Genomic DNA, 15785 nt, shown 5'->3' with positions numbered 1-15785 from the left:
GAATTCGGATTAGCCGTTACGACTGGTCAGAACCTTATCGATCAAACCGTAATCAACCGCTTGCTGCGAACTCAGAAAATTATCCCTGTCCGTATCCTGCTGGATTTTTTCCAGTGGCTGGCCGGTATGATGCGCCAGGATTTTATTCAAGCGTTCGCGAATGGCTAGAATTTCCCGGGCATGAATATCGAAATCCGACGCTTGGCCCTGAAAACCGCCCAAAGGCTGATGAATCATGACCCGCGAGTGCGGCAAACAATAGCGTTTGCCCGCCGCGCCGCCCGCCAGCAACAAAGCCCCCATGCTGGCGGCCTGACCGATACACATGGTGCTGACATCGGGTTTGATAAATTGCATGGTGTCGTAAATCGACATACCCGCCGTTACGGACCCGCCGGGAGAATTGATATACAAATGAATATCCTTATCCGGATTTTCCGACTCCAGAAACAGCAATTGAGCCACCACCAGATTGGCCGAGTAATCTTCCACCTGGCCTACCAGAAAAATTACCCGCTCTTTCAACAAACGGGAATAAATGTCAAACGAACGCTCACCGCGCGCGGTTTGCTCTACTACAATGGGCACCAAACCGCCCGCGGCTTGGGGAGCCATACTACTCATGCCATTTAGATCGATCATTAAGGTTCCTATGCTTGTTGTCTATCCATGACGTCTTCGAAAGCGACACTTTGGTCGACGACTCTAGCACGCTCAATAACCCAGGCCACGGCTTGGTCTTCCAACACCATCTGCTGGACGTCATTTAAGCGGCTATTGTCCGCATAATACCAGTTAATTACGTCTTCCGGCTTCTCATAACTCTTCGCCATATCCTCGATCGTGGCGCGTACTTTATCGGCGTCGACCTTGATATCGTTCTTTTGAATGATTTCGCCCAAAATCAAGCCCAAAGCCACCCGGCGTTTGGCCTGATTTTCAAACATATCCCGCGGCAAGTTCAGATCCTCCAACTTCAATCGCGCTCTGTTCGCGCGCTCCGCGTAAGGCTTCATCAGGGCTTGAATTTCCTGGTCGACCAAGGCGTTAGGCAGGGTAATTTGCACATGCTCGAACAAGGCATCCATAACGGCTGTTTTCAGCTTGTTTTTCAAGCCTTGCGCCAGCTCTCTTTCCATGTTGTCTTTAACGTCGGTACGGAAGCTCTCGACATCGCCGTCTTCCACGCCGTAGGCCTTGATGAACTCGGCATCGAGTTCCGGCAGCACGGGCGCTTCGACTTTGACCATCTCGGTTTCGAACTCGGCAACTTTTCCGGCCAGTTTTTCGCTGTTGTATTTTTCCGGGAAGGTAATGCTGAACGTTTTGCTGTCGCCAGCCGCCAAGCCTTTCAACTCATCCTCAAAACCGGGAATCATTTGCTTACCGCCAATCTCGACCGCGTAATTTTCAACCTTGCCGTCGGTAAAATTCTCGCCTTCCGAGACGCCCGAAAAATGGATCGTGACCTTATCCCCTTCCTCGGAAGCCCGCTCGGCCACGGCCCAGGTTTTCTTTTGCTGTTTCAGCTTATCGATCATGTTCTCGACATCGGCATCCGTTACACTGGCGGTCGGGCGGTTGATTTCCAGGCCATTAACCGCTTCCAACGACACTTCCGGATAGACTTCGAACTCCGCGACATACTCGAAACCTTCGCTTTTATCGGCTGGCGTGATGCTGGGATGGCCGGCCGGAACCAACTCCTGTTGCTGCAGGGCTTCAAAATAAGTCGATTGAATCAAATCGCCGGCCACTTCTTGCTTGACGCGTTCGCCGTACAGTTTTTTAACCATACTGGCCGGTACTTTGCCGGGACGGAAGCCGTCGACCTTAACTTCCCGGGCCAGTTTTTTAAAGCGAGTTTCCATTTTTTCCTGAAGTACCGCATCAGGCACGCTAACAATCATTTTTCGGCTTAATTCTGATGTCTTCTCGACAGAAACTTGCATTGCATTACCTCAAAAAAGTTAAAAAAGAAGGAATTGAATAGGGGAATCGATCAGCGGAACTCATGAATATATCGAAATAAGGCGCTGTATCGCTGTGAATAACAGAAAGAAATGGTGCGAGCGGAGAGACTCGAACTCTCACGGGGTTACCACTGGAACCTAAATCCAGCGCGTCTACCAATTTCGCCACGCTCGCAAACAAAAGAACGCAGCATTATAATCAGCCGATTATGCAAAAACAACTCCATTTCACTAACCCGGCTATGACTATAAGACAAATACGGCTTATCAGCGGTTTTCTCCTCCTTCTAGCCGCACTACCCGGGCGCTCGGAGCAAATGGCGCAGGGTGCCGTGAGCCTTGCCAAAGACTATCGGCTTGATGTCGAAATCGCCGACACCGCGCCATTAAGGGAATACGGCCTGATGCATAGAGAGCATTTGCAAGAAAACCAAGGCATGCTGTTTGTGTACCCCGACCAAGCATTGCGCGGAGTGTGGATGAAAAACACCTTGCTCGCCCTGGACATACTGTTTCTCTCGGCGGACGGCACGATCCTTTCCATGCTGCGCAATTTATTACCCTGCCGACAAGACCCTTGCCCCATCTATACGTCCGGGGTTCCCGCGCAATATATGCTGGAAGTCAACTCGGGCTTTATCGACAAGCACGGACTCGCAATCGGCCAGACGCTTATGCTGGATTACCGCCGCAACGCTCCCGCGGATACCGGGACATTATTTTAGAGGGGCCCGTTGGCATCCTCGGGATCGCCCTCATAGGGCGTGGCATACTTACACTCTTTTTGCGGGCAGACTTTTTCGGTTCCGCGCCGCTTGGTGGTTTTCAAGGTTAAAATCGGCCACTGGCAATCGGGGCAACTCTCCTTGATGGGCGCATCCCACAAGGCGTAATCGCATTTGGGATATTCGGAGCACGAATAAAAGATCTTGCCGCTACGCGCCTTACGTTTGAGTATCGAACCTTTCTTGCATTGCGGGCACTCAACGCCGGTATCCTGCGGTTTTTCCAAAGGTTCGATATGCTTACAGGTCGGATATGCGCTGCAGCCAACAAACTTGCCGTAACGCCCGGTTTTAATCACCAGGGGCGAGGCACATTTCGGACAAACCCGGCCTTCAACCACTTCCGGCTCGGCCGCTGCCGCGGCATTATCCTCGCCCAAGTTACGGGTATAGGAACACGTCGGATAATTGGTACAGCCGACAAAGCGGCCGTTACGCCCGAGTCTTATCGACAAGGGACTACCGCACTCCGGGCATTTCTCATCAATACTTTCCTGCGTCACATCCTTGCGCTGCACGGATTCTTCTTTTTCGCTGATCAGCCGGGAGAAGGGCCGCCAAAAATCGTTCATCAGCGGAATCCAGTCCTTTTCGCCCCGCGCCACCGCATCCAGATCGTCTTCTAAGTTGGCGGTAAAATCGTAATCGACATATTTAGTGAAATGTTCGGTCAGAAATTTATTGACGATACGCCCCACGTCGGTCGGATAAAAGCGCTTGCTGTCGATGGTGACATATTCCCGGTTCTGCAAAGTCGAGATAATGGTGGCGTAGGTCGACGGCCGGCCGATGCCGTGCTCTTCCAAGGCCTTAACCAGACTCGCCTCGCTGTAGCGCGGCGGCGGCTCGGTAAAATGCTGATTCGCGGTCACGTCATTCAGAACCACCGGACGGCCTTCTTCCATCGGCGGCAACAACCGGTCTTGGTCGTCCGCGGCTTCCTTGCTGTCGTCCACCCCCTCCAGATACACCATCATAAACCCCGGATTGGTGACAGTGGAACCGGTGGCGCGGAACACATTTTTATCGCTGCCGCAATGAAGGTCCACGGCAACCAGATTTAACGTCGCATGTATCATCTGGCAGGCTACGGTACGCTTCCAAATCAAGTCGTACAATTTGAATTGCTCGACGGTCAAGCGGTCTTTAACCTGCTCCGGCAATCGTTGCACCGAAGTCGGACGAATCGCCTCGTGGGCTTCCTGGGCATTTTTGGATTTGGTTTTAAATTGGCGCGGCTCTTTCGGGACATTGTCGGCGCCGTATTTCTCGGCAATCAAAGCCCGTATATCGGCCAAGGCCTCGTCCGCCAGATTCACCGAATCGGTACGCATATAGGAAATCAAACCGACGGTCTCGCCGCCCAAATCGATACCTTCATACAGCTGCTGCGCCACCATCATGGTGCGCTTGGTGGTGAAGCCCAGCTTGCGCGCGGCTTCTTGTTGTAAAGTGGATGTAATAAAAGGCGGCGCCGGATTTTTGCTGCGCTGTTTTTTCTCCAGCTTGGCGACAATCAGTTGGCCGTCGCCCGCGTCCAACAAGGCTTGTTTGACTTGATTGGCCCGCGTTTCATCGGTGATGCTGAATTGCGTCAGTTTTTCGCCGTCAAAATGGGTCAGCTTGGCTTTAAACGGCTGACCTTGCGCGCTGGCTTCGGCCGTATGCGACCAGTATTCGCGGGTTTTGAAGGCCTCGATTTCCAGTTCCCGTTCGACGATCATGCGCAAAGCAGGGCTTTGCACGCGGCCGGCCGACAAACCGCGGCGGATTTTTTTCCACAACAACGGCGACAAATTAAAACCCACCAAATAATCCAAGGCCCGCCGTGCTTGCTGGGCATTTACCATGGTGGTAGACAATTCGGTCGGATGCGCAATGGCCTCGGTAACGGCTTTTTTGGTGATTTCGTGAAACACCACCCGCCGCACCTGCTTATCTTTTAACAGCTTTTTTTCTTTCAGATGTTCGAATACATGCCAGGAAATCGCCTCGCCTTCCCTATCCGGGTCGGTGGCCAGATATAAGGTGTCGGCATTTTTCAGGGCTTTACCGATTTCCTGCAAATGGCGCTGATTGCGGTCGATGACCTGATATTTCATGGCAAAGCCGTTTTCCGGGTCGACCGCGCCCTCCTTGGGAATCAGATCGCGCACATGCCCGTAAGAGGCCAGTACCTGAAAATCCTTGCCCAAATATTTTTCTATGGTTTTGCATTTGGCGGGAGACTCTACAATGACTAAACTTTTGCTCATGCTGTCCGTAACAAATCAATGTAAAGAAGTGGGAATCAAATCGTAAACGATATCTTCCATGCGGGAAAAAGCCGCACTATCCCCGGGTTGGCTCAGCAACACCATCAATACGATCCACTTCAGCTTGTCCAATGTAATATCTTCGTCTTTCAAAGCCATGGCCCGGTCTATGGCGATTTCCCGGTTGGCGGCGGTCAAAATGCCTGCATGCTCGAGAAACATCAGGAAATCGCGGCACTCCAGATCGAATACCGCCTCTTCCTGACTGCTAAAGATCCGGAACGAAGGGGTCACGGCCGGCGTAATACTTTCGATTTCCGCCAAGGATTCCAGCCAATCGAAGGCTTTGCTCACATCAGGCTGTTGAAAACCGGCATCCAGTAACTCGCTGGCGATCACATCGGTGTCGGGATAATTGTCGCTGTCACCATCCAGATAGTTTTCAAACAGATAGATCAGCACATCAAAAATATCTTCTTTCATTAGAGCCTTTATTGGATTCGGTAATAGCTACCGCCGGCGGCCGCGGCAATGTAGCCTTGCAGTTCCAGAACCAGCAGCATTGATGAAACCGTTTCCACCGAATAACCGCTGTCCTGGACCAGATTGTCAACCGTTATTGGGCTGTACGGAATCAATTTCAATAGATTTTGTTGCTCCAGGTCAAGCGCCGTCTGATGCATTTGTGCGCCAATCGACTTATATCCTTGATTGTATTGGCCTAATTCTTCAAAAATATCCTCTGCCGTTTCGACTAATTTGGCCCCCTGCCTGATTAAAGCGTTACAACCCCGCGCCAACGGATTATGAATCGAACCGGGAATGGCAAACACTTCCCGGTTTTGCTCCAAAGCCATCCGAGCGGTAATTAATGACCCGCTTTGTTGGGCGGCCTCCACGACCAGCAAGCCCTGGCATAAACCGCTGATGATTCTATTGCGCCTGGGGAAGTGGCCGGTTTTGGCCTTGGTACCCGGCGGAAACTCGGAGACCAATGCGCCATTAGCCACAATGTCCGTGGCCAATGACTTATGGCAAGCCGGATACACTCTGTCCAAACCGGTACCGGCCACCGCGATAGTAAGCCCCCCCACATTCAATGCCCCCTGGTGGCTGGCGGCGTCGATACCCAACGCCATGCCGCTGGTAACCACAAAACCCGCCTCGGCCAGCGCCTGGGCAAACTCGACGGCAATTTTTACGCCTATATTGGATGGATTGCGGCTACCGACCATGGCAATTTGCGGCCCATGCAGGATTTCCGGCCGCCCCTTTACAAACAACACCGGCGGCGGATCGGCAATTTCCTTTAATTGCTCCGGATATTCGGGATCTTGAATCGTTATGGCCGTATTCTCCGGCTGTTCGAGCCAGCGTAAATCTTGCCCGACCAACTCCCAGGGCGGCGTTTGCAATGCCGCGACGAGCTTTTCGCTAATACCTGCCCCCTGTAAAGCTGCTCGGGAAGCATTAAAGACATGCTCAATGGGCAAGAGCGCCAGCAGGCGCCGAACGGCAACAGGCCCGACACCGGGGACACGGGCCAGGGCCAGCCAAAACTTGATATGAGGATTCAGTTTTTTTGACAATAAAGGTTACGGCCAAGATTAAACGCCCGCCGATTCTTGGCGGGCGTTTTTATGTTAAGGCGTTTGCACCCTGTCCAAAGTATGTATGGCCGAAGTGGCATTCATCACCAAGGCATAACTCACCCGTTCAAAGGGACGAAATATCATCAAAACCCCGGCCAATTCATCCGGCAATTTAACCGGTACCGCTTCATCGGATTGCATTCTGTCGATGACGATGCGGCCTTTTTTGTAAATATCCAAGGTGTGGCCGACTTCCAAACCATCCGCCGTACCCTTGTCGAGCACCACAATATCGCGCTGGCCGATCTGGGTAACGCCGCCCATGACCCGGATAATACTGCCGGAAACGCGTTGCTCGGGCGGCCTGGGGAAATAATTGAGGGCCATTGCTCCGGCGGTGCTTAGCATCAAGCGGTCGCCGCGGCGTACTTCGCTATCGGATTTAGTAATGCGCAAGGTTGCCGGATCGCCGGGGGTTTCCACTAACGTGTCGGCGATATATTCCGCTTCGTAGCCGAGGATCTCCTGAGTATCCGGACTGATATACGGCTTGCCCTGGCGATAAATCGTGTATTCCAGCCCTTCCGGATTTTCAATCGCCCGCACGTAAACCCGGTCGCCGCTGCCGGCCACCAAATGTTCATCGGCAATTTCAAGCACGTAAGGCGCCTGGGCCAGTTCATCGGCGGAAACCACTTTCGGCGTGCTCAAAAACTGGGCAATCGCATCGCTGGGTATCATGGGAATGGCTTGCTCGATCCGCGACTCCCGGATATGCGGCGTCAAATCCGGCGCTTCGCCATATCCGGAATATTCCGTCGGACTCAGGCTCAGGCGCGGCTCACCGTTTACATACGAAAAATACAGCGTGTCCCCAGGGTAAATCCAGTGCGGATTTTTGATCTGCGGATTGTTATGCCACAACTGTGGCCATTGCCAGGGATGCTCGAGAAATTTGCCGGAAATATCCCATAAAGTATCGCCCTTGACCACTGTATATCGATCGGGATGATTGGGGTTGATCCGTAGCGAATCCGCCCAGACAAAAGCGCTAAAAAGCAAGGGAATCAACGCTCCCAGCAATATACGTAAAGCCATATAGTTATTCCTGCCAGCCATAAGAAGAGTCTGTGTGGAGGCAAAGTTTAGATGAATTCGGCCATAAATCCAGCCGAAACCCGCCACAAGCTTTACTTGTCCGCATAAAAGCGCCCGAACCCAAGCGACCCGGCGACAATCCGCTTAAGGCGATCACTGACTTTTGAATTCCGCCTGATGCTGCATGAACCATAGATAGGCGGATTTCAGCCCCGCTTCCAAACCGATAGCGGGCCGCCAACCCAAGGAACGCAATTTACCGTTATCCATCAACTTACGCGGCGCACCGTCCGGCTTGGAACTATCCCAAACGATATCGCCGGCAAAGCCCACCACTTTTTGGATGGTTTCAGCCAATTCGCGAATGGTAACGTCCTCGCCGGTGCCTACATTCAAATGCGACAACATCGGCTCGGTCGCCGCTTGGTAGGCCGGCGCGTCCAGATTTAAAACATGCAAACAGGCCGCCGCCATATCGTCCACATGCAAAAACTCGCGTCTCGCCGTACCGGTTCCCCATAGGGTGACAGCAGGCGCATGCGCCATTTTGGCATCATGAAACTTGCGTATCATGGCCGGTATCACATGACTGTTTTCCAAATGAAAATTATCGTTTTCGCCGTACAGATTGGTCGGCATCACCGAACGGTAATCGGTGCCGTATTGACGGTTATAGGATTCGCATAATTTTATACCGGCGATTTTGGCGATAGCATACGGCTCGTTGGTAGGCTCCAATATCCCGGTCAACAACGCCGACTCCTGCATGGGTTGCGCGGCAAATTTGGGGTAAATGCAGGAACTGCCCAGAAACAGCAACTCCCGGCAACCCGCCGACCAAGCCTGATGAATGATATTGGCTTCCATCAGCAGATTTTGATAAATGAATTCGGCGGGATAGACATTATTAGCATGAATCCCGCCCACCCTGGCCGCCGCCAGAATCACTCGATCCGGCTTTTCGGTTTGCATAAACTCGCGCACGGCGGATTGATCGGTCAAATCCAACTCGGCGTGCGTGCGCACCACAACATTTTCGCACCCCGCCGCCTGCAGCTGCCGCAGAATGGCCGAACCCACCATGCCGCGATGTCCGGCCAGATAAATTTTCTTGTCCGTCATGCGCTTATTCCTTACTGACCGCAACGCTGTAACCTTGGTTTTGTAACAACGCATGTTTTTGCGCTTGTTCCAAATCGTAAGCCACCATTTCGCCGACCATTTCCTGCAAGGTAATTTGCGGTACCCAGCCCAATTTTTCCTTGGCCTTGGTGGGGTCGCCCAACAAGGTTTCCACTTCGGCCGGACGGAAATAACGTGGGTCTATGGCCACTATTTGTTGACCCACTTCGGCTTTTGGCGCTTTATCGCCGGTTATGGCCGCGATATAACCTTTTTCGTCGACGCCCTTGCCTTCCCAGCGCAGCGCGATACCCAGCTCACGGGCCGACATTTCTATAAACTGCCGCACCGAATATTGCACCCCGGTTGCAATCACAAAATCCTCCGGCTGCTCCTGCTGCAACATCATCCATTGCATGCGCACATAATCCTTGGCATGCCCCCAATCGCGCAGCGAGTCCATATTCCCCATGTAAAGACACTGCTCCAGGCCCATGGCGATATTGCTTAAGCCGCGGGTGATTTTGCGGGTCACAAAGGTTTCGCCCCGGCGCGGCGACTCATGGTTGAACAAAATGCCGTTACAGGCGTACATACCGTAGGCTTCGCGGTAATTCACGGTAATCCAGTAGGCATACAGCTTGGCCACCGCATAAGGCGAGCGCGGATAAAACGGCGTAGTCTCCTTTTGCGGAATTTCCTGCACCAAACCATACAGCTCGGAGGTGGAGGCCTGATAGAAGCGCGCGGTTTTCTCCATGCCTAAAAAGCGCATGGCTTCGAGAATCCGCAAGGTACCGACCGCATCCACATCGGCGGTATATTCCGGCGACTCGAACGACACGGCGACGTGGCTCATGGCACCCAGGTTATACACCTCGGTGGGATGGGTTTCCTTGAGTATCCGGGTCAGGTTGGAGCTATCGGTCAAATCGCCGTAATGCAGATAAAACTTGGGATCCTTGACATGGGGATCTTGGTAAATGTGATCGACCCTCTCGGTATTGAACAGCGACGCCCGCCGCTTGATACCATGCACTTCATAGCCCTTTTCCAACAAAAATTCCGCCAGATACGAACCATCCTGACCGGTGATCCCTGTGATTAAAGCAACCCGCTTTTCCATATCAACTCCTAAAGTTTTAAACAATTCATCCAAATAAACCACGCCGCCGTAGCCCAAGCCGGCAGTTTGAAAGGTGTTAACACTCGCCTGTTCAATCTCGAATCCTACACCATTTTATTTTAAATCCGTTAGTTACCAAATTATTTCAAGGCGTTATCCCGGCCGGCATGCCTCGAGATTGGCCCGCAAGGTTTCCAAAAACGCCTCGGTATTCAAATAATGCGACGCGTTCAAAGCGTCGCCGTGGATGCACAGCGCCAGATCCTTGGTCATTTTGCCGGACTCCACCGTATCGACGCAGACTTTTTCCAGGGTTTCGCAAAACGTTATCAGCTCGGCATTGCCGTCCAGTTTACCGCGAAACGCCAACCCGCGAGTCCAGGCAAAAATCGACGCGATAGGATTAGTCGAGGTTGTTTTGCCTTGCTGATGCATGCGGTAATGGCGGGTGACGGTACCGTGCGCTGCTTCCGCTTCCATAATCTTGCCGTCCGGGGTCACCAGGGTCGATGTCATTAAGCCCAGCGAACCGAAGCCCTGCGCCACGGTATCCGATTGCACGTCGCCGTCGTAATTCTTACACGCCCAGACGAACGCGCCATTCCATTTTAGGGCCGAGGCCACCATGTCGTCGATCAGCTTGTGTTCATAAACAATGCCTTTGGCCGTAAATTTATGTTTGTATTCCGCCTGATAAATGGCTTCGAAAATATCCTTAAACCGGCCGTCGTACTTTTTCAAGATGGTATTTTTAGTGGACAAATACAGCGGCCAGCCTCTATCCAGCGCCACGTTGAAGCAACTGTGGGCAAACCCGGCGATGGATTCGTCCGTGTTATACATGGCCAGCGCCACGCCGTCCCCCTCGAAATGGTATACCTCAAACGCCTGCTCGGCTTCGCCATCATCGGGCGTAAAACTGATGCGCAAGGTACCCTTGCCCCGGGTGACAAAGTCGGTAGCCCGGTATTGATCGCCAAACGCGTGCCGGCCTATGCAGATGGGTTGGGTCCAGTTAGGCACCAGTCTTGGCACGTTTCGGCAAATAATGGGCTCCCGAAACACCGTCCCGTCCAGAATATTTCGAATGGTGCCGTTGGGAGACTTGTACATTTTTTTCAGGCCGAACTCTTCCACCCTGGCTTCGTCCGGCGTAATCGTGGCGCATTTGATGCCGACACCATGCCGTTTGATCGCATTTGCGGCATCTATCGTGATTTGGTCATCCGTGGCGTCCCGTTGCTCGATACTCAAATCGTAATAATCGATTGCTAAGTCCAGGTAAGGCAGGATCAACCGATCTTTTATGAAATGCCAGATGATGCGGGTCATTTCATCGCCATCGATTTCAACGACCGGATTTTCGACGTGTATTTTTTTCATTCCAGACTCCGCAAATTAACTAATCGATCCAGTATAGCCCGCTAAAACGTTAAGTGCTTTAAGCTTTACCGCCACCATCAAACCGCGTTATTGCACTGCTTGCCGGATCATTGTATAAGAACCCGACACTTGGGCCTGCCTTTGGGCCGGCCGCCATCCAAAGCAGCTAGCCTGCGGAGACTCCAAAATGAAAGAATATCAAGAAGTGCGCAATCATCTGCTCAGTATGCTGGAAGAGTTGGATGACCGCCTGGGTAAAATCACCGATGATGTAAAACATATCGACAAACCGCCGGAACAGGATTTTTCCGAACAAGCGGTCGAGGCCGAAAATGACGAAGTGTTAGACGCCCTGGGCAACGCCGCCCGGGATGAAGTGGAAAAAATCAAGCAGGCCATTTCCAGAATCGATGACGGCAGCTACGGTATTTGCCTAAGCTGCGGACAACCGATCAAAAAAGAGCGCCTTATGGCCCTGCCTTACGCCAATCTATGCATTCAATGCGCCAAACTCAACGAGCGGCATTGAGAATATCGATAACATAAAAATCCGGCCGCCCATCGAAAACGCCCCGGCACGATTCGCTTAACAATCTGTACTATCCTTGCCCGTACACTTTCACTATTGCTGAGACAACCATCATGGACATCGCCGAATTATTGACTTTTTCCGTTAAAAATAAAGCCTCGGATTTACACTTGTCCGCCGGCTTGCCACCGATGATTCGGGTCGATGGCGATATCCGCCGCATCAATATTCCGGCCTTGGACCATAAAGAAGTGCACGCGCTGATTTACGACATCATGAACGACAAACAGCGCCGCGATTACGAGGAGTTTCTGGAAACCGACTTTTCCTTTGCGCTGCCCGGCGTGGCGCGCTTCCGGGTTAATGCCTTCAACCAGGACCGGGGCGCCGGCGCGGTGTTCCGGACCATTCCGTCCAAGGTATTAACCCTGGAAGAGCTGGGCGCGCCCAAATTTTTCGAGGAAGTCTGTACCAAACCGCGCGGCTTGATTTTGGTGACGGGCCCTACCGGCTCGGGCAAATCCACCACGCTGGCGGCCATGATCAACCATATCAACAACAACGATTATTCGCACATCCTCACCGTGGAAGACCCGATCGAGTTTGTGCACGAAAGCCAAAAATCGCTGATCAACCAACGCGAGGTGCATCGGGATACCCTAGGTTTTAACGAAGCTCTGCGCTCCGCGCTGCGGGAAGACCCCGACATCATCCTGGTCGGCGAGATGCGGGATTTGGAAACCATTCGATTGGCGCTGACCGCAGCAGAAACCGGCCACTTGGTATTCGGTACCTTGCACACCACCTCGGCCGCCAAAACCATAGACCGTATCATCGACGTGTTCCCTGCCGCGGAAAAAGACATGATACGTTCCATGCTGTCGGAATCCTTGCAGGCGGTTATCTCGCAAACGCTATTGAAAAAAGTCGGCGGCGGCCGGATTGCCGCCCACGAAATCATGGTCGGCACGGCGGCGATTCGCAACCTGATCCGCGAGGCCAAAGTGGCGCAAATGTATTCGGCGATTCAAACCGGCCGTAAGGACGGCATGCAGACGCTGGACCAGAATCTGAAGGAACTGGTCGACAAGGGCCTGATCACCGCCAAGGCCGCCATGGTGAAAGCCGTCAACAAAGACCTGTTCCGTTAATATCAGGAGGTATTATGGACTTCAAAGCATTATTGGCCTTGATGGTGGAAAAAAAGGCATCGGATTTATTCATCACCGCCGGCAAACCGCCCTGTATGAAAGTCGACGGCAAAGTGGTGGACGTTTCCAAAAACTTTCTAACCGCCGACCAAGCCTTGAAAGTGGTGCTCAGCATCATGGAGCAACGTCAGAAAGACGAGTTCGAACACACCAAGGAATGTCAGTTCGCCATGGGCGTCGAGGGTTTGGGACGATTCCGGGTCAGCGCCTTCACCCAGCGCGATGCCGCCGGCATGGTGCTGCGCCGTATCGAAACGCATATCCCGTCCTCCGAAGACCTGCACTTGCCGCCGGTTCTGAAAGAGTTGATCATGTACAAACGCGGCCTGGTTTTGTTTGTGGGTGCCACCGGTACAGGTAAATCCACTTCGCTGGCGGCCTTGATCCGCCACCGCAACGAAAACAGCAACGGCCATATCATCACCATCGAAGACCCGATAGAGTTCGTACATCCCCATAAAGGCTGCATCATCACCCAGCGCGAAGTCGGACTGGATACCGAATCCTATGAAGTGGCGCTGAAAAACACCTTGCGGCAAGCCCCGGATGTGATACTGATCGGCGAGGTCAGGACCAAGGAAACCATGCAGCATGCCATCACCTTTGCCGAAACCGGCCATTTATGCCTATGCACGCTGCACGCGAATAACGCCAACCAAGCATTGGACCGAATCCTGCATTTCTTTCCGGAAGACATGCACGGGCAAATATTCATGGACTTATCGCTGAATTTACGCGGCATCGTCGCCCAACAATTGGTCAAGCGCGCCGACGGCAAGGGCCGTTACCCGGCCATTGAAATCCTACTGAATACGCCGCTGGTTTCGGACTTGATTCGTAAAGGCGAAGTGCATAAGCTAAAGGAACTGATGAAAAACTCCCGCGAACACGGCATGCAGACCTTCGACCAAGCACTATACGACCTGTATACCGCCGGCAAAATCAGCTACGAAGATGCCTTGAATGCGGCCGACTCCCGTAACGAAGTTCGCCTGATGATCAAACTCGGCGCCGAAAATGCCGATTTCGATAACGACGACATGAAACTGTCGGAGACCGACGAAGAGAGCGGCAGCCTGTACCGATAAGTACCCGAAAATCATGAAACATGTAGTAACCTTTTCAACCCGTGTTTGTTTCGGCCTGAGCCTGCTGATATTCAGCGGTTGCGCCAATCAGCCGGAAAAGCCGCAGACTGTCAATCAGCGCGCCGGAACGCCCACGCAACAGATTCCGCCCAGCCGGTCCAGATCGGCAACCCCCGACTTGCGCCCGCTTACCGCTACCGGCGGCTACCGGGCCGAGTCTGTTTCGGGGGATTACGCCGGCTATCAAGCCCTAAATCAGTTCATCGATTTCATGGCGCAAAAGCACGGCTTTGACCGTTACTATCTGAACGGCCTGTTTTCGCAGGCCAAGCGCAAACAATGGACTTTGGATTACTTGGCCAAATCGGACCAAAGCTTGAAAGCGCAGCCCGGCAAAGGCAGCTGGTCGCGTTACCGGGCAAAATTTCTGGATGACCGGCACATCAATAGCGGTGTCGTTTTTTGGCATCGGCACCAAAACGCATTGCAGCGCGCTAGCCGGCAATATGGAGTGCCCGCCGAATATATTCTGGGCATCATGGCGATCGAAACCACCTTTGGCAGCTATGTCGGCAACCACCGCGTCATCGACGCCTTGACCACTTTAGCGTTCGACTACCGGCGCCGCGGAGAATACTTTCGCGGAGAATTGGAAAACTTTCTGGTCATGGCGCGCAGCGAGCGTATCGACCCCGCCAGACCGGTCGGCTCCTTTGCCGGCGCCATGGGCCTCGGCCAATTCATGCCCAGCAGCTTCATGGAATGGGCGGTGGATTTTAACGGCGACGGCCGTCGCGACTTGTGGGATCCGGAAGACAGTATCGGCAGCGTCGCCAACTATTTTGCTCAACACGGCTGGCAACCTGGGCAGCCGGTGGTTTCTTCGGTTAACGGCAGTCCGGCGGCAAGCAACCTGGAGCCCGGCCTGGACCATTTATATTCGTTAAAATCCTTAACCGAATCCGGCCTGTCGGTCGGCACGGACTGCGGCTGCGACGCCCCTTTGCGGCTGTTGTGGCTGCGGCACAATAATAACGATGAGTACCGCGTTGGCTACCCGAACTTTTACGTCATCACCCGCTACAATCAAAGTACCCACTACGCCATGGCCGTTCACGAACTGGCCCAGGCAATCAAGAATGCTTACCACAACGATAAGAGGGGATAACAACCGCGTTACTCCCGTTGATTGAACACCGAATAATCAAAAAATTTATTAAGCTTTTTTTAAGTGGAGCCCTCCAGAATTAATCGCAACTGAATCAGTTACCGTATAGGAGTATTTATGATCAGATTAGCGATTATTGCAGTACTTGGCTTACTGTATTCCCTACCCACTCCGGCCGATCCGCATTGGCGCGGCCATGGACACGGCCACCATCACGGCCATCACCATGGACACGGCCATTACCCGCGTTACCGGCAAGAAATTATCTATATGCCCGAACGGGTGATCGAATATGTTCCGGCCCGGCCGCGTTACTATGCGCCACCGCCGCCTCCGGTGAGCTATTACCGCTACGATCAGCGCTCGCCGCAAGGCCTGGTGGGCGGCATGGTCGGAAGCGCAATGGGTTACGAAATGGGGCGCGGCGACCCTGTAGCGGCAGGCATAGGCGCGGC

15 protein-coding genes and 1 tRNA gene are annotated in these 15785 nt (G+C 53.1%); 6 read left to right on the top strand and 10 right to left on the bottom strand.

The genetic code is table 11. The features are described from left to right. Positions 1 to 9: 9 nt before the first annotated feature. The 3 genes from clpP to NP596_RS14655 form a co-directional block, all read right to left on the bottom strand. A complete protein-coding gene (gene clpP, locus NP596_RS14665; protein ID WP_013820827.1) occupies positions 10 to 642 on the bottom strand; it encodes an ATP-dependent Clp endopeptidase proteolytic subunit ClpP in 633 nt (210 codons plus the stop codon). An 8-nt stretch (positions 643 to 650) separates the two neighbouring features. Beyond that, positions 651 to 1952 carry a trigger factor gene (tig, locus tag NP596_RS14660; RefSeq protein WP_256616134.1) on the bottom strand — a complete coding sequence of 434 codons (1302 nt, stop codon included), beginning with the start codon at positions 1950 to 1952 and terminating at the stop codon, positions 651 to 653. Positions 1953 to 2064: 112 nt separating this feature from the next. Further along, positions 2065 to 2148: transfer RNA gene (locus NP596_RS14655), tRNA-Leu, on the bottom strand. A gap of 157 nt (positions 2149 to 2305) precedes the next feature. Here NP596_RS14655 and NP596_RS14650 point away from each other — a divergent pair. Then, positions 2306 to 2698, top strand: a complete 393-nt coding sequence (locus tag NP596_RS14650) for a DUF192 domain-containing protein (protein WP_256616133.1) — start codon at positions 2306 to 2308, stop codon at positions 2696 to 2698. Here the strand turns inward: NP596_RS14650 and topA are convergent. The 7 genes from topA to NP596_RS14615 form a co-directional block, all read right to left on the bottom strand. Beyond that, the gene (gene topA, locus NP596_RS14645) at positions 2695 to 5013 is read right to left on the bottom strand and encodes a type I DNA topoisomerase (RefSeq protein ID WP_256616132.1); all 2319 of its coding nucleotides are present in this window, start codon (positions 5011 to 5013) and stop codon (positions 2695 to 2697) included. The genes NP596_RS14650 and topA overlap by 4 nt on opposite strands. A 15-nt stretch (positions 5014 to 5028) precedes the next feature. Further along, complete coding sequence (locus NP596_RS14640; protein WP_013820831.1) at positions 5029 to 5496, bottom strand: Smg family protein; 468 nt, start codon at positions 5494 to 5496, stop codon at positions 5029 to 5031. A gap of 8 nt (positions 5497 to 5504) precedes the next feature. After that, the gene (gene dprA / locus NP596_RS14635; RefSeq protein WP_256616131.1) at positions 5505 to 6602 is read right to left on the bottom strand and encodes a DNA-processing protein DprA; all 1098 of its coding nucleotides are present in this window, start codon (positions 6600 to 6602) and stop codon (positions 5505 to 5507) included. A 54-nt stretch (positions 6603 to 6656) separates the two neighbouring features. Beyond that, entirely contained in the window at positions 6657 to 7703 is a 1047-nt protein-coding gene (locus NP596_RS14630; protein WP_256616130.1) for a LysM peptidoglycan-binding domain-containing protein, read from the bottom strand. A gap of 153 nt (positions 7704 to 7856) precedes the next feature. Continuing rightward, complete coding sequence (gene fcl, locus NP596_RS14625) at positions 7857 to 8825, bottom strand: GDP-L-fucose synthase (RefSeq protein WP_256616129.1); 969 nt, start codon at positions 8823 to 8825, stop codon at positions 7857 to 7859. A 4-nt stretch (positions 8826 to 8829) separates the two neighbouring features. Continuing rightward, positions 8830 to 9951, bottom strand: coding sequence for a GDP-mannose 4,6-dehydratase (gene gmd, locus NP596_RS14620; protein ID WP_256616128.1), 1122 nt, complete (start codon positions 9949 to 9951; stop codon positions 8830 to 8832). Positions 9952 to 10104: 153 nt separating this feature from the next. After that, complete coding sequence (locus NP596_RS14615) at positions 10105 to 11334, bottom strand: NADP-dependent isocitrate dehydrogenase (protein WP_256616127.1); 1230 nt, start codon at positions 11332 to 11334, stop codon at positions 10105 to 10107. A 187-nt stretch (positions 11335 to 11521) separates the two neighbouring features. Between NP596_RS14615 and NP596_RS14610 the strand changes: the two genes are divergently transcribed. From NP596_RS14610 to NP596_RS14590, 5 genes are all read left to right on the top strand, one after another. Then, complete coding sequence (locus NP596_RS14610; protein ID WP_256616126.1) at positions 11522 to 11863, top strand: TraR/DksA family transcriptional regulator; 342 nt, start codon at positions 11522 to 11524, stop codon at positions 11861 to 11863. Between the two features lie 113 nt (positions 11864 to 11976). Next, positions 11977 to 13014, top strand: a complete 1038-nt coding sequence (locus NP596_RS14605; RefSeq protein ID WP_256616125.1) for a type IV pilus twitching motility protein PilT — start codon at positions 11977 to 11979, stop codon at positions 13012 to 13014. A gap of 14 nt (positions 13015 to 13028) precedes the next feature. After that, positions 13029 to 14162, top strand: a complete 1134-nt coding sequence (locus tag NP596_RS14600) for a PilT/PilU family type 4a pilus ATPase (protein ID WP_256616124.1) — start codon at positions 13029 to 13031, stop codon at positions 14160 to 14162. Positions 14163 to 14175: 13 nt separating this feature from the next. Further along, a complete protein-coding gene (gene mltB, locus NP596_RS14595; protein ID WP_256616123.1) occupies positions 14176 to 15330 on the top strand; it encodes a lytic murein transglycosylase B in 1155 nt (384 codons plus the stop codon). A 117-nt stretch (positions 15331 to 15447) separates the two neighbouring features. After that, positions 15448 to 15785 (top strand): hypothetical protein (locus NP596_RS14590; protein ID WP_256616122.1); only part of this gene is annotated, 338 nt, incomplete at its 3' end.

Source organism: Methylomonas rivi (assembly GCF_024505165.1).
GTDB classification, from domain to species: domain Bacteria; phylum Pseudomonadota; class Gammaproteobacteria; order Methylococcales; family Methylomonadaceae; genus Methylomonas; species Methylomonas rivi.
The sequence above is the reverse complement of the archived record's forward strand: the minus strand, read 5'-3'. Positions and strand labels throughout refer to the sequence as shown.